Annotated in this window: 15 protein-coding genes and 1 pseudogene; 4 read left to right on the top strand and 12 right to left on the bottom strand. The window is 57.5% G+C overall.

The window, feature by feature from the left end; translation table 11 throughout:
* Positions 1-60 precede the first annotated feature (60 nt).
* The gene (locus GTQ41_RS11685) at positions 61-1,104 is read left to right on the top strand and encodes an LLM class flavin-dependent oxidoreductase (protein ID WP_047294832.1); all 1,044 of its coding nucleotides are present in this window, start codon (positions 61-63) and stop codon (positions 1,102-1,104) included.
* Between the two features lie 62 nt (positions 1,105-1,166).
* On the opposite strand, the gene GTQ41_RS11680 is transcribed toward GTQ41_RS11685, so the two are convergent.
* Positions 1,167-1,421 carry a hypothetical protein gene (locus GTQ41_RS11680; RefSeq protein ID WP_230679386.1) on the bottom strand — a complete coding sequence of 85 codons (255 nt, stop codon included), beginning with the start codon at positions 1,419-1,421 and terminating at the stop codon, positions 1,167-1,169.
* Between the two features lie 299 nt (positions 1,422-1,720).
* Here GTQ41_RS11680 and GTQ41_RS11675 point away from each other — a divergent pair, with 299 nt between their 5' ends.
* Together GTQ41_RS11675 and sdhC are read left to right on the top strand one after the other, a co-directional pair.
* Positions 1,721-2,992, top strand: a complete 1,272-nt coding sequence (locus GTQ41_RS11675; RefSeq protein ID WP_004423958.1) for an IS4-like element ISPa1635 family transposase — start codon at positions 1,721-1,723, stop codon at positions 2,990-2,992.
* A gap of 478 nt (positions 2,993-3,470) precedes the next feature.
* The gene (gene sdhC, locus GTQ41_RS11670; protein WP_005005993.1) at positions 3,471-3,845 is read left to right on the top strand and encodes a succinate dehydrogenase, cytochrome b556 subunit; all 375 of its coding nucleotides are present in this window, start codon (positions 3,471-3,473) and stop codon (positions 3,843-3,845) included.
* A gap of 860 nt (positions 3,846-4,705) precedes the next feature.
* Here sdhC and GTQ41_RS11665 read toward each other — a convergent pair.
* The 5 genes from GTQ41_RS11665 to GTQ41_RS11645 form a co-directional block, all read right to left on the bottom strand.
* Positions 4,706-4,972, bottom strand: a complete 267-nt coding sequence (locus GTQ41_RS11665) for a hypothetical protein (RefSeq protein ID WP_003464988.1) — start codon at positions 4,970-4,972, stop codon at positions 4,706-4,708.
* A 169-nt stretch (positions 4,973-5,141) separates the two neighbouring features.
* Positions 5,142-5,423, bottom strand: coding sequence for a DUF427 domain-containing protein (locus GTQ41_RS11660; protein WP_003464986.1), 282 nt, complete (start codon positions 5,421-5,423; stop codon positions 5,142-5,144).
* Positions 5,424-5,490: 67 nt separating this feature from the next.
* Positions 5,491-5,763 carry a glutaredoxin 3 gene (gene grxC / locus GTQ41_RS11655; RefSeq protein ID WP_005005995.1) on the bottom strand — a complete coding sequence of 91 codons (273 nt, stop codon included), beginning with the start codon at positions 5,761-5,763 and terminating at the stop codon, positions 5,491-5,493.
* Positions 5,764-6,216: 453 nt separating this feature from the next.
* Entirely contained in the window at positions 6,217-6,963 is a 747-nt protein-coding gene (locus GTQ41_RS11650; RefSeq protein WP_002118292.1) for a ferredoxin reductase, read from the bottom strand.
* Entirely contained in the window at positions 6,956-7,558 is a 603-nt protein-coding gene (locus tag GTQ41_RS11645) for a sulfite oxidase-like oxidoreductase (protein WP_003464980.1), read from the bottom strand. The genes GTQ41_RS11650 and GTQ41_RS11645 overlap by 8 nt, the downstream gene beginning before the upstream one ends.
* A 467-nt stretch (positions 7,559-8,025) precedes the next feature.
* Between GTQ41_RS11645 and GTQ41_RS11640 the strand changes: the two genes are divergently transcribed.
* A complete protein-coding gene (locus tag GTQ41_RS11640) occupies positions 8,026-8,496 on the top strand; it encodes a hypothetical protein (RefSeq protein WP_003464979.1) in 471 nt (156 codons plus the stop codon).
* A gap of 325 nt (positions 8,497-8,821) precedes the next feature.
* Here the strand turns inward: GTQ41_RS11640 and GTQ41_RS11635 are convergent, their stop codons facing one another.
* From GTQ41_RS11635 to GTQ41_RS11610, 6 genes and pseudogenes are all read right to left on the bottom strand, one after another.
* Entirely contained in the window at positions 8,822-9,115 is a 294-nt protein-coding gene (locus tag GTQ41_RS11635; RefSeq protein ID WP_003464978.1) for a DUF1330 domain-containing protein, read from the bottom strand.
* 58 nt (positions 9,116-9,173) lie between these two features.
* Entirely contained in the window at positions 9,174-9,605 is a 432-nt protein-coding gene (locus tag GTQ41_RS11630; protein ID WP_005006001.1) for a heme-binding protein, read from the bottom strand.
* A 119-nt stretch (positions 9,606-9,724) separates the two neighbouring features.
* Positions 9,725-12,514: pseudogene (locus GTQ41_RS11625) on the bottom strand (Tn3-like element TnAs1 family transposase); the annotation flags it as partial.
* A 312-nt stretch (positions 12,515-12,826) separates the two neighbouring features.
* Entirely contained in the window at positions 12,827-13,534 is a 708-nt protein-coding gene (locus GTQ41_RS11620) for a Crp/Fnr family transcriptional regulator (protein WP_003090707.1), read from the bottom strand.
* A gap of 81 nt (positions 13,535-13,615) precedes the next feature.
* Complete coding sequence (locus tag GTQ41_RS11615) at positions 13,616-14,188, bottom strand: hypothetical protein (protein WP_021219115.1); 573 nt, start codon at positions 14,186-14,188, stop codon at positions 13,616-13,618.
* Entirely contained in the window at positions 14,185-15,411 is a 1,227-nt protein-coding gene (locus tag GTQ41_RS11610) for a sterol desaturase family protein (protein ID WP_003090706.1), read from the bottom strand. Before GTQ41_RS11610 ends, GTQ41_RS11615 begins: the two co-directional genes overlap by 4 nt.
* Positions 15,412-15,540 lie beyond the last annotated feature (129 nt).

Raw genomic sequence — 15,540 nt, 5'->3', positions numbered from 1 at the left:
TTTCGCGAGCAAGCTCGCTCCCACAGGTAGCCTCAACAATAAAAGATCCGAGGAAGCGTCATGAAATTTTCCCTGTTCATCCACATGGAACGCTGGGACGAAAACGTCAGCCACCGCCAACTGTTCGAAGACCTGACCGAACTGACCCTGATGGCCGAGGCCGGTGGCTTCAGCACCGTATGGATCGGCGAACACCACGCGATGGAATACACCATCTCGCCGAGCCCGATGCCGCTGCTGGCCTACCTCGCCGCCAAAACCACCACCATTCACCTCGGCGCCGGCACCATCATCGCGCCGTTCTGGCATCCGCTGCGGGTGGCCGGTGAATGCGCGCTGCTCGACGTGATCAGCAACGGGCGCATGGAAGTCGGCCTGGCGCGCGGCGCCTATCAGGTCGAATTCGATCGCATGGCGGGCGGCATGCCCGCCTCCAGCGGCGGCCAGGCCCTGCGCGAAATGGTCCCGGTAGTCCGCGCCCTGTGGCAAGGCGACTACGCCCACGACGGCGACATCTGGAAATTCCCGATCTCGACCAGCGTGCCGAAGCCGATTCAGAAGCCCAACCCACCAATGTGGATCGCCGCCCGCGACCCCGACTCGCACAACTTTGCCGTGGCCAACGGCTGCAACGTGATGGTCACGCCGCTGATGAAAGGCGACGAAGAAGTCGTCGACCTGAAAAACAAATTCCAGACCGCGCTGGACAACAACCCCGACGTGCCGCGTCCGCAATTGATGGTGCTGCGTCACACCCACGTGCACTCGGCTGACGACCCAGAAGGCTGGAAAGTCGGCGCCAAAGCGATCTCACGTTTTTACCGCACGTTTGATGCGTGGTTCGGCAACAAGGAAACACCGGTCAACGGCTTCCTCGCCCCGAGCCCGGAAGAGAAGTTTGCCGGGCGTCCGGAGTTTGAACTGGAGAGCCTGCACAAGACGGCGATGATTGGTACGCCGGAAGAGATCATTCCGCGGATCAAGTATTACCAGGAACTGGGGGTGGATGAGTTCAGTTTCTGGTGTGATAACAGTCTGCCGCATGCGGAGAAGAAGAAGTCGTTGGAGTTGTTTATCAGGGATGTGGTGCCGGCGTTTCGGTAAACACATGGCTGGTTCAGCCGGGTAAATGAAAACGCCCCGGTAGAGTTCGGGGCGTTTTAGTTTTACGTGGGCTCATCGTCCCAGAAATTTCCGGCAGGCGCATGTTGTCCATCTCGGAAAACGGCGCACCAACCAAAACTTGGACAGAACATTTCAAGATCAATAATCTGGTAAAGGCCTTCGCCAATTTTGCTCAAGGTAATCAGACTATTGGCATAGTGAGTGTATTGACCCCACGCTCCGGCGACCGCCCGGCGTTCCAGCTCCTCACGATTCCAGCCAGATACGATCCCGGATGATTCAGGGACTGTATCCATGAAGGAAATTTCGAATTACGTTGAAACCTTGCACAGGCACGGAATTCGCTGCTGTTTGAGCAAGTCGTCGGTGATCAGACTGGCAGGGAAATCAATGCTTGATTTCAAATGCGTCAGGCTCCGATAAGACTGCGTTGACCCGGTTGTGAGACATCGTAAACATGCTGCTCGCAACCCAATGTCATCAACTTTGGAAATTATCCATAAATATCATATAATTAGCGCTCAAATCAGTGCATGGGAGAAGCCCTTTTGACTACCTATACCGCATCGCTTGACACCGCCAGCCAAACCCTGGCTTGAAAATTGTACAAAAAATAACCAGCCCGCTCGATTGTCCCGCCTTCATCGCCGCCCACCGCCAGAATCCTCAAGACTTTACCCGCCGACGCCAGCTCACCTTCAAGAACCTCGTCCTGTTCCTGCTCAATCAGCCGCGCACGGCCCTGCAAACCGAACTCGATCAGTTCTATCGCGTACTCAATCAGGCGTCGACTGAGACGCAAATGGTCACTGCGCAGGCCTTCTGCAAAGCGCGCAAAAAGCTCAACCCCGAGGTATTTGAAAGTCTCAATCGCCTCCTGCAGCAACAAATTGACTGCTTCGGGCTGCGTCAGAAGTGGCGTGGGCTGAGGGTGCTCGCGGTGGATGGCTCGACCGTGCATTTACCCCTGGAGTCGACCATGGCGACCTTCTTTGGCAGTCACTCTGGCTTTCCCATGGCTCGCTTGTCCACACTCTACGAAGTCGCTGACGGTCAAACCTTGCATAGCCTGATCGTGCCCCTGACCGTCGGCGAGCGCGACTGTGCCCATCTGCACCTTGAGCACCTGCCGGCTGACAGCCTGACGCTGTTTGACCGTGGTTACCCTGGGCACTGGTTATTCGCGCTGTTCGCGCAGCAACAGCGGCACTTTCTGATGCGCCTGCCCTGTGGCTATAACGCCCAGGTCAAAGCGTTTCTACACTCTGGCCAAGTTGAAGACACACAGCTTTTCGTGGCCAACCATCCTGAAGCACGTCTGTTCTGCTCCGAGGCTGGCGTTGATCCTGCCAGCCAGATCGAGCTGAGACTGATCCGGGTCGAGTTGGCCAACGGCGAAAGCGAAGTATTGCTGACCTCGCTGCTGGATCGAGAAGCCTTTCCCGCTGAGGTGTTTGCCGAGCTTTACCACCGCCGCTGGGGCATCGAAACCGATTTCCGTCGCCTCAAACAAACCCTGACGCTGGACAACTTCAGCGGCCGCAGCGTGACCGCTGTAAAGCAGGACTTTCATGCCGCTCAACTGTTGAAGAACCTGGCGCTGTTGATGCAGCACCTGCTACAGCCGGTCATCGAACAGCGCCACAAAGGTCGCAAGCTGCGATGGAAAGTCAACTTCACCCAAGGCGTGTCACGGCTCAAAAATACCCTGGTCGAGCTGCTGGTGCGGCACTGTGCTCAGGGGCTGAGCAATGTGCTGGCCTTGATGGCTAAAAGCCTCAGTGCCGTACGCTCAGGCCGTAGCTTTGCGCGCCAACGCAAACGCGCAGCCAGCCGAGGTTGTGAGGGCTACAAACCGACGCGCTGAAGAAACACCACCGCCCAACCTCCGTGCAAAAAAGCTGGCCACAAGCGGTCGGCATAGGCTCGTCCGGAGAACGAGAAATCTCGCCTAGACAGCCGGAACAGACGATGATCACATCACCGCCAGCCCAGCTAGACCGCCTGATTGAGCGGCAGAGGCCTGGTCATCGCCCGACGGCCATGGCGGCTGGCTGCTTCGGGGGGCTTGCCTTGGGCAGGGCTGCAGCTTAGGTTGATGACATTGGGGGAACAGCATGCCCTGCAGAACGACACACGTCACTTTTGTTAAATTAATAAGCTAGCTACCTATTGGGCATAACCTTGCAATTTGCTTCAATTTACGCACATGCACTTGCGACCTCAAAATGCAACGTAAGCCCCGAATATCTCCATTATTGTCGCCGCCAGCCTTAGTTACAGCTGCTATGATGAATGAGATCGAAAACTGAAATCCCCCACTAGAATTGTTGACTGGAGTCAAAATGAATAAAAAGCGGCCGGTTAATCTTGATATTCGAACCATTCAGCTTCCTCTCACGGCGCTTACATCGATTCTGCACCGGATTTCAGGAATTATGCTCTTTATTTTTCTGGGACTGATACTGTATATGCTGAGCAAATCGTTGGAGTCAGAAAAGGGTTTTAATGAAGTCAAGGAGATTTTTTCTTCACCTTTCGGCAAAGTTAGTTTCTGGTTGGTATACTCTTCATTTATTTATCATCTCGTAGCCGGAATTCGACACCTAGTTATGGATGTGGGTGTTGGTCATACTTTGAAAGGCAGCAATCGCGCCTCTACTATTGTTTTAGTAGTGTCGGGTGTTTTAATGGTTGCTGGCGCCGTATGGATTTGGTAGCTGTGGAGTCGTAATGCGTATTTACAAGGACTAAAAGCGTCCTTTAAAGCTAACTTACGAAAGTATTTATAATCGACGGTTCACGCTTAAACGGTTGAATCCTTTCGGGCTTCCGAATAGCTGTTAGCTGAAAGCTATCATGAGCTAAGTTTTCTGTGCATCATCAAATGTGTTAATGGGAGCGCCATAGTACTAGGTACAAATATGGCTCTAGGACAATGTTAGATGTTTTGGATTTTGAGGCGGATCGCTCTTATCGAAGATCGTCTAATTCGCTCTGAAGCGCAGGTTTTTTGAAACTATCACCTGGTTGGCACACTGTGCGAATCAACATCAGATATGAGAAAGCCAATCAGGTGAACACTACCCTCGAGGGCTCATCTGTCCAGTTAAAGCCTCGAGTCTTTCTGGGTGCGCAAAAGACAAGAAGGTTATATGGGAAAATTATGAGGCCTGGATACCATGCGTCATGGGCGTGCCGATGCTGTGAGTGACAGAGCGAGAAGCAAGTGAAAGTCCCTGAAGTAGGGGCGGGATGCGCCCGAGTGGCATTTTTTGTCTTAAGGTAGATCGCGTAGCTGTTCTTCAGAATAATCTTCAGAGCGTTGACGACAGCCATCGCTGTGCATTCCTCAAGAATAGAATGTGTCGGAAGGGTGGCGTCATTGGTGTTAGTCATCGCTTAGGATTTCTCAATCTGGCTTACACGGGCGCCTGTACCGATATCCCCGCGGATGGCGACGTATCGATGTTGAATTCCTCGCCAGACGAAGTGCAATGAGCTGCGGCTATAGGCTTGCGCAGCCTTAGATAGCCGGCCGTCGCAGGCGCGCCGGTTGGCCGGGATCTTCTTCTGCCCGTCAGGTGTCCGGTCGGAACTCCAGCACGAACGCTACGACCTTTTCGGCGGACATTTCGCACGGCTTCAACAATGTCCTATCTGATGTAACGCGGAAGAGGTTGAAGCTGACAATGTCAGTCCCGTCCAACTCCCTGGCGAACAGACTGTTGCGACGTCCGTCCCCAGATCGCCGGACGATCAAGCTGAAACGCCGGCCTTCATAAGTCCCTTCTCTGTATCCCTCCGCAAGCTTCGCGAAAGCGGCATCGAACTCGGAATGCTCCATGTCATCCATCCTTATTGATAGAACAGAGGCGCGGCGGGTGCGAGACCGCCAGTGCCGGGTCGCGCTAAGGTGCCGGGCAGATTCCTGCAGCCGACGAGGCCCGGGGTGGGCAGGATAATTGAGATGTCGGCGCCCGCATGGCTATCAGCGAAGTCGTCCGTCCAGTCTGCTAGGCAACGTCCACGCCTTTCCAGAAAGCGATGTAATCCCGGATACCCTCGGCATCCGGAGTGGGGGCGGGATAGGTCCAAGCGGCGTTCACGTTGAGCGCGTCACCCGCGCGAACATGAAAGAAGCGCGCGGCGCCTTTGATCGGACAGACAGATGTGTGCGGGCTCATCTCAAGCAGGCTCAGGTCGACTCCTGACGGTGGGAAGTAGTGATTTCCCTCGACGATGACTGTTTCGTCGCTTGTGGCGATAGTAGTGTCTTTCCAGATGGCTGAGACCAACGGACTCTCCTTTTGTATTCATCAACCGGCGAAGGCTCGCGGGCTGGCTGCCCCAAGCCGCACCTCCTCAGGTGGCAGGCGGGTTGCGCCCGAGAAGTTTGTCGAGCTCGCCTCTGACATCGAGCGCGAATAGCTCATCGGAGCCACCGATAAGGGTGCCATTGATGAAGATCTGCGGCACGGAGCTTCGCCCCGACGCTTCCGCCATGGCCTGCCGGTGAGCCGGATCCGCCTCAATATCGAGCTCCTTCCATCGCACGCCCTTTTCCTTGAGGAGCGCCTTCGCTCGGCGGCAGAACGGGCACCAATTCGTGGTGTACAGCAATACATCAGTTGTCATATTGCATCTCCGGCAGTTGCACGCGGATCGCTGTCATGGCGTTGATCTCCAATTCGCGGCGTTCAAAGATGGCGACTGCACCTTGGCCGACATCGGAGCAGATGCTGACGATTGGCCGCTATCCAGGCGACATGGCCCAAAGTGCTTTCACCGCCAGGCAGAGGCCGCACGCGCCTCCTGTAGCGCCGAGCCGATGCTCTAAGGTAACCGAGCCTCGATTGGGACGGAAGCGGTCCCGCTCGAATCGCCCATCATGCTGGTCGAGCATATCAGGACGACGGATAGTGCAGGAACTTTCAAATTGAGCTTGATGTCGAGCCAGGTATCGCGAGCGAAGGCGTTCTAGAGGCCGGGGGGTACGAAGACTGTGTTCGGCAAAACGGTTCACGTTGATCGCCAAAGCTTCCCAGGGCGCACGTCTACGATCGGCGCGACGTGAGATAGCTCGCGCCGCTAGCCCCCGTAGCGCTCCGTCTTGATGATGGAGGCGTCCAAGCCCGCCAGCAGCGCGCTATCGGTTGCGATGTTGACGAATCCGTTAGACCCGCAGACGAACACTTGCGTCGGCTTTCCCTGAAGCCTGGTTAGAATTTCTTGGACCATCATGCCGTCGATCCGTCGCGCAAAGTCCGATGCGCGAACCGGTTTCTCGCGCGTAATCGCGAGCGCCAGGACGAACGCCGGATCGCTGATTTCGATGCAATGAAGTTCTTCTGAGAAGAGAACGTCCTCGGCGGTTCGTGCGGACAGGAGCAACGCTGTCGGAACGGCTTGGGCCAATGCGCGGCGCTGCCGGATCATTGCCATCAACGGCACGAGGCCGGAGCCTCCCCCGATCAACAGAACCGGATCTATGGCAGGCTCAGGCCAAAGGAAATGGCCACCGAGCGGACCGCGAACTTCGATTTCGTCACCAATCGCCGCGATGTCGTGAAAAAACGGCGAAACTTCGGCATCCGGCATGCGCTCGATAGCTATCTCGACGATCGGGGTCGAAACTGCCGATGACGCGATCGAGTAGCTGCGCATTGCACTGTAGCCGTCGGGCGCGGTCAGCCGGATATCGACGTGCTGACCTGCGGTGTGCGCGAACGGCTTGCTCAACCGAAGGAAGAAGCTCTTGATACTCGGTGTTTGCTGGATGATGTCGTCGATCACGCATGATTGCCACGAACGGACTTGCGCTTCGTTTTCAGTCATGGGTGTATCGTTGTTCGCGCCACGGATCGCCGTAGATGTGATAGCCGTGCAGCTCCCAAAAGCCGGCCTCGTCACGCGTCGTGAATTGCAGCGCATTCACCCATTTGGCGGATTTCCAGAAGTAAAGGTGCGGCACTAGAAGACGCGCCGGCCCCCCATGATCGCGGGAAAGTGGCTTGCCCGCATAACTGAGGGCGACCATCGCTTTCCCGGAAAGCAGATCCGTCAGAGGGACGTTTGTCGAATAATTATCGTAGCAGTGCGCCAAGACGAAATCGGTAGGCCGATCAAGCTCTGCATCTGCAAGGATGTCTTCAATGAGTACACCCTCCCAAACGGTATCCAGTTTGGACCAAGAGGTGACGCAGTGAATATCCTTTGTCACCTGGGTCTTTGGTAGAGTGTTGAATTCGCCCCAATTCCACGTTTTGACGGGCTTCGGACCAATTTTGACTGTGAATTTCCAGTCGGAGGGCTCTACCCTCGGCGTAGGGCCGGCCGACAGAACAGGGAAATCCTCCACCAGATGCTGACCTGGCGGAATCCGATCGGACTGGTCGCCTGAACCGCGACCGGTGAAACCTCTGGTGACCATAGTGACCCCTCTTGCTCGATACGGCAGACCGAAGCCGGCCTTCATTTCAGTACTCTGCGTAAAGCATTTGCCCGCACATCCGCCGAATAAGCCAATCGACTAAAAATCAGATACAGATGCTCTATCATCGTAAAAAATCGCGTATCGAACATAGCGTCAGGCCAGCATGATTCCCAATACCCAATGGCTATAGGGTAGATAACCCCAAGGCTGCGTACGCTGATCTGCGGTATGCGGAGCGGAAGTTGCAGGTTCGCTCTCAAACGGATGGGCAGCGTGCAAAGCTCAAGGCTCACCAGCGCATGGTTGCCCAGTTCGCGCTCGCCGGCAGCTTGAGTATATTAAGGACGAAATGTCGATCTGATCTATTCTGGCTTCAGGAAATAGGGAAAATAAGGTCGGACGTTCGCGCACCGTCGCGACGCGCGATCATCCACTAAGCTTCTGTATCGGGGTTGGAGGATCAGATGAACGAGATCGAACGACAAGCGCCTGAGCTGCGGGTGCAAAAATGGATTGGCAAAGATGGGGAAAGTATCGCGCCGTTCAAACTGTCAGATATCGGGCCCGGCCCGAAAATCTTGTTTGCCTTCCAGCATTGGTGCCAAGGTTGCCATTTGCATGGGTTTCCGACGCTACAAAAGTTGCATGCAGCGTTGAGCTCAAAAGACGTGGGGTTCGCAGTGATCCAGACCGTCTTCGAAGGAACGCATGAGAATACCTTCGAGAAGTTGCGCGTGAACCAGCTCAAGTATGAGCTTCCTATCGTTTTCGGTCACGACGAGCAACCGACCGGCTCGCCGTTTCCAACCTTCATGGAAGACTACCGCACACGAGGAACTCCGTGGTTTACGGTTATCGACGCTGGCGGTAGCATTGTTTTCTCGGACTTCCATCTCGACGCGGAGCGACTAGTGAAGCAACTTGAGCAAGGTTAATCGTTGGAAGGTGGGCAATCATCCTGATTGCCACCCATCCCCTGATGCCCACTACAGGCGTTGCGCGCTGTAACTCTGTTGATCAGCGTGCGAAAACCCGGATCCGGATAGGAGGAGCGTCAACGATTGAATCAATCCGTTGGGAGAGGGCGGCTCCGCTCCGTCAGCTCGGCAATAGATAACCCATTCTCGCCGAGCAACTCTCTGATCCGATCGACGATATGAGCCCCTAGCGCCGCTGTCTTGGTCCCCCCCACAGATTCCCAAGATGCGAGTTCACACGCCGATACCTCGTGGTCAGCGCCGAAGTGCTTCTGTCGGTATGTCACCGCCGCCCTTCAATGATAAAGGCGCGGTAACGGGAACCGGCAAAGCGATGAGCAGCGATGGTTTGGTAGGCGGGACTGTCATACCAGTCGCGAGCGGCCTGCATCGTCGGGAAACGCAAGATTACGGCCCCTTCGATGGGCGGCCCCTCCAAATGCTGGATCGCGCCATAAGCGGCGAGAAAGGTAACGTCGTGACCATCGAACGATGGTCCGACGCCTGCAGAATAGGTTGCGAGTGCATGTGGGTCGCTGGTTTCTTCCCGCGTAAAGACGACGAACGCTTCCATCATTAGGCCTCTCAAAGGTTGGATCTGTTGGCCATTACCACCGGTGATGGCCTCACAGTCGTCAGGCTGGCAACTGGAACCCGATTTTCATGAGTGCCTCGACGCACGCATCCTGATCCTGCTGATAGTTGCCTCCGGAGATGCCTATGCCGCCGATCAACTTCCCATCCTCCAGAATCGGATAACCGCCGCCGACAGCGACCATCCGAGGGCGATAGGCTAGCGGCGCCACTTTTGGATCGTTGGTCACATAGTCGTTCCAGACATGGGTCGGGAACCCAAACGAGGCGGAACTCCAGGCCTTGTCGATGGCAACATCGACGGTAAGGAACGGCGCATCGTCGGTGCGCTCGAACGCGCGCAGGTTACCGGTGGCGTCGACGACGGCGACGGCAGCCGGGATGCCGATGGCACGGGCCGCAGCGAGCGCCGCGTCGATGAGGGCGACTGCGGTTTCGCGGTTGATCGAGGCGGTGGCAATAGATTTGGTCATGGGATTCTCATCGCTGGGGCATAACCCGTTCGGCTTTTTGAGGTTGGACAAGATGTTTGGCGATCGCGGTCGTTAGAAGCCTTCGAGGGGCGAATAGAGAAAACGGAAAAAATCGTACGCTAAGGTTTTCCGGGCAACCGTAGCGGCCTGAACTTCCCGTCTTCAAGCCGGCGGCTCTGCCGCCAGACGTAATCGCCGGTTAGGTTGATGTGTTCCCAACCCAGCGGCGACAGGTATTGCAGCAGCTCGCCGTCCACCGGCTTACCAGCCTCGACCAGCCCCTGGGTGGCGCGTTCCAGATACACTGTGTTCCACAGCACGATAGCCGCCGTCACCAGGTTGAGGCCGCTGGCCCGGTAGCGCTGCTGCTCGAAGCTCCGATCCCTGATTTCGCCGAGGCGGTTGAAGAACACCGCCCTGGCCAGGGAGTTGCGCGCTTCACCCTTGTTCAGGCCGGCATGCACGCGACGGCGCAGCTCGACGCTTTGCAGCCAGTCGAGGATGAACAGCGTGCGCTCGATCCGGCCCAGCTCGCGCAGGGCCACGGCCAGTCCGTTCTGGCGCGGGTAGCTGCCGAGCTTGCGCAGCATCAGCGAGGCGGTGACGGTGCCCTGCTTGATCGAGCTGGCCAGGCGCAGGATGTCGTCCCAGTGGGCACGCACGTGCTTGATGTTCAGGGTGCCGCCGATCAGCGGGCGCAACGTCGGGTAGGCTTGCACGCCCTGCGGCACGTACAGCTTGGTTTCGCCGAGGTCGCGGATGCGCGGCGCGAAGCGGAAGCCTAGCAGGTGCATCAGGGCAAAGACGTGATCGGTGAAGCCGGCCGTGTCGGTGTAGTGCTCCTCGATCCGCAGGTCGGACTCGTGGTACAGCAGGCCGTCGAGCACATAGGTGGAATCGCGGACGCCGACATTCACCACGCGGGTGCTGAACGGCGCGTACTGGTCGGAGATATGGGTGTAGAACAGCCGTCCCGGCTCGCTGCCGTACTTCGGGTTGACGTGCCCGGTGCTCTCGCCCCGGCCACCCGCGCGGAAGCGCTGGCCATCGGAGGATGAGGTCGTGCCGTCGCCCCAGTGGGCGGCAAAGGCGTGGCGATACTGGTGGTTGACCAGCTCGGCCAAGGCCGCCGAATAGGTTTCGTCGCGGATGTGCCAGGCTTGCAGCCAGGACAGCTTGGCGTAGGTCAGGCCGGGGCTCGACTCGGCCATCTTGGTCAGCCCGAGGTTGATCGCATCACCGAGGATTGCGGACAGCAGCAACGTCCTGTCTTTGGCCTCGGCCCCGTCCTTCAAGTGGGTGAAGTGGCGGCTGAAGCCCGTCCAGTCGTCCACGTCCATCAGCAGTTCGGTGATCTTGATGCGCGGCAGTAACTGGCTGGTTTGGTCGATCAGCGCCTGCGCCCGATCCGGCACCGCCGCATCCAGCGGGGTGATTTTCAGCCCTGACTCGGTGAGGATGGCATCGGGCAGCTCGTTGTCCTTGGCCAGGCGGGTGACGGTGGCCAACTGCTCGTCCAGCAGCTGCAAACGCTCTTCCAGGTACTGGTCGCTGTTCGGGTTGATCGCCAGGGGCAGGGCCTGCTCGCGCTTGAGTGCGGCGAACTTCTCGGCCGGCAGCAGGTAGTCGTCGAAGTCGCGGAACTGCCGCGAGCCCTTGACCCAGATGTCGCCGGAGCGCAGGGCGTTCTTCAGCTCGGACAGGGCGCAGATTTCGTAGAATTTCCGGTCGAGGCCTTCCGGGGTGATCACCAGCGGCTTCCAGCGCGGCTTGATGAAGGCCGTGGGTGCATCGGCCGGCACCTTGCGCAGGTTGTCGGCGTTCATCTCACGCAGGGTCTGCACGGCTGCCAGCACGCCTTGCGCGGCCGGCGCGGCGCGCAGTTCCAGCACCTCCAGCAAGGCCGGCGTGTAACGGCGCAGGGTGGCGAAGTTCTCGCCGACCAGGTGCAGGTGGTCGAAGCCTTCCGGCCCGGCCAGCAGCTCGGCCTCGCTGACGCTCTCGGTGAACTCGTCCCAGGGAATCACCGCCTCGATGGCGGCATAGGGGTCGCTGCCGCTTTCCTTCGCTTCCAGCAGCGCCTGGCCGATCCTGGAGTACAGGCGCACCTTGTCGTTGATCGCCTTGCCCTGCTTCTGGAACTGCTGCTGATGCTTGTGCTTCGCGCCGCTGAACAGCTTGACCAGGATGCGGTCATGCAGATCGACCAGCTCATCGATCACGGTCGCGGTGCTCTCCAGCACCACGGCGGCCAGGGTCGCGTAGCGGCGCTGCGGCTCGAACTTACCGAGGTCTTTGGGCGTCATCTGCCCACCCTCGCGGGCCAGCTTGAGCAGGCGGTTCTGGTGGATGTGCCGGCCCAGGCCTTCGGGCAAGTCCACCAACTGAAATGTCTTCAGCCGCTCGATGTGTTCCAGCATGTGCCGAGAGTTGGGTTTCAGCGGTGCCTGGCGCAGCCAGGTCAACCAGGTGATGCTGCTGCCGGCCTTGAGCTTCAACAGCTCGTCCAGCTTGGCCCGATGCGAGTCCGTGAGTGGTTCGACCAGGGCGCGGTAGACCCGCCGATTGGCTCGCGCAATGGCTTCCGAGCAGGCCCGGTCAATCACGCTCAGCGCCGGCAGGATGCGTCGTTTCTGCCGTAGGCTCTCCAGGGCCTGACCGGCCAGCAGCAAGCCTTTGTCGGTCTGCTGGGCCAGCTCGGTTAGCTCGCGCACCAGGGCGCGGAAGTCGGACAGGCCGAACGGGGCCAGTTGCAGGTCGGTGCGCAGTTCCTGGGCATGCTCGCGACGGGTCACGTCGCGCTCGCCGTACTTTGCCCAGCTCGCCGGCTCGGCCTGGACTTGCTTCGCCACCCACAGGATGACCGGCTCGGGCAGCTCGCTGTCGGTTCCCAGCGCGTAACCGGGGTAGCTGTCGTTTTCAGAAGACGGCTGCACTGAACGTCAGAAGCCGACTGCACTATAGCAGCGGAGGGGTTGGATCCATCAGGCAACGACGGGCTGCTGCCGGCCAAAAGCAGTCTTTGATTGGTGACCAAGCGGCCCTCGTGCGGGGGCAGTTATTAGGCCCAAAGGTCTCTAGGAAAGCCGGGGCTATTGATAGGGCCGGTTCACCTCTAGCATTGTGGTCAGGTGGTACTGATGAAGTCAGGTGGTGAGTCCACTCATGATCAACAGCGATGCACTCGGCCCTGCGAAAATTACATCGAGATTAGTGCCGGCTCAGTTAGCCGCGTGCTCAGAAAGCCCAGCTGGATCAATTACTCGAATATGCCGAAAACCGATCTTAATCAGTCCCGCCTTTTCCAGTTGTTTTAGCAGCCCGTTGATAGTCTGGCGGGAAGAACCAAGTATGGAGGCTAAATCCGCCTGAGAAACATTCAAAATAACTTCCTCAGAGCCTGTTGCCGGTGGTTGCAGCAACAACAGTTCTGCTAAACCTGTACGCAGCCGTTGCAGCGGCACGATCATCTGGCCATCGGCAAAGTGCCGCATAAAAGCGGCATAGCGCTTGGCAATAAAAAGTGTAATTGCCTTGCAATAGAGAGGTTCCTCTTCAAGGATTCGCTCGAATTGCTGCAGAGGCAGCATTAGTAATTGCACATTGGTATCGGCGATCACAGCCACATCGGCCTTTTCGCCTGTAATCAGGGCGAGGAAGTTGAACCAAAATCCTCTCTCGCCAATCATATAAAGCTTCTCCTCACCCTCGAATAGCAGCCGCGAAACCCGCACGCGCCCCTCAAGCACTACTGAGGCTGCAGTCGGTCGGCTGCCTTGGGCAGTGATCACCTGCCCTTTGCGATAGTGGCGCAATACGGAAGACTGGATGATTTTGTCTTGCACTTCCCCCGGCAAGCTTGCGAACCAGTCATCTGCCTCGCGCAGGCGGTAGATTGTCTGATGGGCTGCGTCATCTATGTTTTGCATTTGGAAACCTTGGAAACATCGATGTTGGGTCTTAACCACATTCGACAGTTTCCCATGATATGGGATGCAGGGGAAGCCGAATTAACGGCTCGCAGCTAACAGCGGCACCACCCTATCCCGGTGCAGCAGCAGCAGGGCTAAAGACAGCAAGTAGTGCAGCCATTGGATGCCAGATAGCGGTCCGAGCATCTCTTCACCGGTTGCACCGGCCGCTAGACTAACGATGAACACTAGCGCCGCCCCGAGTGGCATTACCCGCCGCGTCACTAAGGCTGTGGCACAGATTAACAAGACAGAGCCAAGAGGCACCAGCATGCGCCAGGTGTCAAATCCCGACACGCTAATCACCACCCCGAAGCTCCCAACCAAGAGCGCGAAGCGCCCTGCGGCCGTGATGCGCTGAGCAACAGAGTCATCTGGCCAGCGCAGTGCAATGACCAGCAGCGGGAAACCTGCGCTGGCGGCAACCAGGCCGGTAAAGCGATGTGGGCCGGCGAACAACTCACCATACTGGTAATGCAGTGTACCAATCGCTGCCGCCAGGCCGATCAGGCCGCAACCAATGGCTAGAGCAGGGCGCTGGCGCAGCTGGACAAAGGCAATGGAAAAGGCAACCACAGCCAAGATCAAGTCGGAAATGGCATCGGCATTCATTGGGAAGTCCACAAAGCAGCAGGTTTGAAGGAAGTGCGGCTGAGCCATGCAGCGCTGCCTAGCATTACAACCAATAACATCAGCTTGAGTGCGATGGGCATACTAAAACCGAACCAGTCAGGTAGAGCAGCAAAGGCAATGCCCAGTCCTATGACACGGCACTGCTCAAAACGCCGTGCATTGGCACGTCCTTCCAATAGTGACGTGAGAGAGATTGCCGAAATGGCAAAGCCAGCGGCGTAGAGTGCCAGTAAGGTCTTCGGCAAGGTGTTGAGTAGCGTCAGAAAATGCATGAGGAACAACATTGCAAGCACCTGATGCACTACCGCATAGCGTTTGACCGCATCGGGTGTACACGGATCGTAATACTTAAACTGCGACGGCTCGTAAGGCTCGCTCGCCTCATCGTGCCAGCCACCAGGTGGTGCCAGCCAGACGCCAAGTTTAGCCCGCCAGCCCGGGGTGGCTTTGGATTTCTGCCAGAGCTCAATGTAGTAATGCATGTTGCCCCAGAATGGGTTAAGGCTCTGCAACGGTGTGCGCACGCCGTAGATGACCTTCTCGTCCTTGCGCTCCTCGGCGAAGGTACCGAATAGGCGATCCCAGAGAATCAGAATGCCCCCGTAGTTTGTGTCCATGCAGTAGTCATTTTGCCCATGATGGACGCGATGGTTTGAGGGTGTGACGAAGATGCGATCAAGCCAGCCCAAACGACCAATTACCTCGGTATGCACCCAGTACTGGTAAAGCAAGTCGATCAGCAACACCCCGGCAAACACGCTGGGCGGCACACCGGCCACTGCCATCGGTAGATAGAATATCCAGCCCAGAAGTGCGCTCGTCGAGGACTGGCGTATGGCTGTTGCCAGGTTGAAGTACTCGGAAGAGTGATGCGATACGTGCCCGGCCCACAGCAAGCCAATTTCATGGTTCATACGGTGATGCCAGTAGTAGAAAAAGTCGTAGGCCACAAGGGCTCCGACCCATACCCACAGGCTATCGCTAGGCAAGGTCGTGGCGCGGTAGGCTTCGAATACCAGAGTGTAAACGCCCAGTTTCGCCAACTTGGTGAACGCCCCAACCACCTGGCTCAATAGACCATATTGGTAGCTGCTGATGGCATCAGGTATGGAATACGCCGCTAGCCCGCGGCGGTGCGCCAGCCATGCTTCCAGCAAGGTGGTGGTTAAAAAAATCGGTATGGCAAACACGATCAGATTCATTGCGCGCGATCCTTTTCTCTCGACTCAAGAAAGTTGAGCGGCTGATGGCTTTCAGCGACTCAGCGACCAGGCAAGTTAGCACTCTTGACTGTGCCCACTTGTCGGCTCGGCGACAGGTTCTGCACGGCA

This window comes from Pseudomonas sp. AN-B15 (assembly GCF_019056475.1).
In the GTDB taxonomy this organism is placed as follows: Bacteria; Pseudomonadota; Gammaproteobacteria; order Pseudomonadales; family Pseudomonadaceae; genus Aquipseudomonas; species Aquipseudomonas parakoreensis.
Note: the sequence above shows the minus strand (reverse complement) of the source record. Positions and strands in the feature narration are given on the sequence as shown.

Bases quoted from the DNA above. Each gene is read 5' to 3' on its own strand.
- grxC (WP_005005995.1), bottom strand. From the start codon at position 5,763: ATGACAACTGATGTATTGCTGTACACCACGAATTGGTGCCCGTTCTGC.
- GTQ41_RS11640 (WP_003464979.1), top strand. From the start codon at position 8,026: ATGAACGAGATCGAACGACAAGCGCCTGAGCTGCGGGTGCAAAAATGG.
- GTQ41_RS11635 (WP_003464978.1), bottom strand. From the start codon at position 9,115: ATGATGGAAGCGTTCGTCGTCTTTACGCGGGAAGAAACCAGCGACCCA.
- GTQ41_RS11630 (WP_005006001.1), bottom strand. From the start codon at position 9,605: ATGACCAAATCTATTGCCACCGCCTCGATCAACCGCGAAACCGCAGTC.
- GTQ41_RS11650 (WP_002118292.1), bottom strand. From the start codon at position 6,963: ATGACTGAAAACGAAGCGCAAGTCCGTTCGTGGCAATCATGCGTGATC.
- sdhC (WP_005005993.1), top strand. From the start codon at position 3,471: ATGAATAAAAAGCGGCCGGTTAATCTTGATATTCGAACCATTCAGCTT.
- GTQ41_RS11620 (WP_003090707.1), bottom strand. From the start codon at position 13,534: ATGCAAAACATAGATGACGCAGCCCATCAGACAATCTACCGCCTGCGC.
- GTQ41_RS11680 (WP_230679386.1), bottom strand. From the start codon at position 1,421: ATGGATACAGTCCCTGAATCATCCGGGATCGTATCTGGCTGGAATCGT.
- GTQ41_RS11665 (WP_003464988.1), bottom strand. From the start codon at position 4,972: ATGGAGCATTCCGAGTTCGATGCCGCTTTCGCGAAGCTTGCGGAGGGA.
- GTQ41_RS11645 (WP_003464980.1), bottom strand. From the start codon at position 7,558: ATGGTCACCAGAGGTTTCACCGGTCGCGGTTCAGGCGACCAGTCCGAT.
- GTQ41_RS11685 (WP_047294832.1), top strand. From the start codon at position 61: ATGAAATTTTCCCTGTTCATCCACATGGAACGCTGGGACGAAAACGTC.
- GTQ41_RS11615 (WP_021219115.1), bottom strand. From the start codon at position 14,188: ATGAATGCCGATGCCATTTCCGACTTGATCTTGGCTGTGGTTGCCTTT.
- GTQ41_RS11610 (WP_003090706.1), bottom strand. From the start codon at position 15,411: ATGAATCTGATCGTGTTTGCCATACCGATTTTTTTAACCACCACCTTG.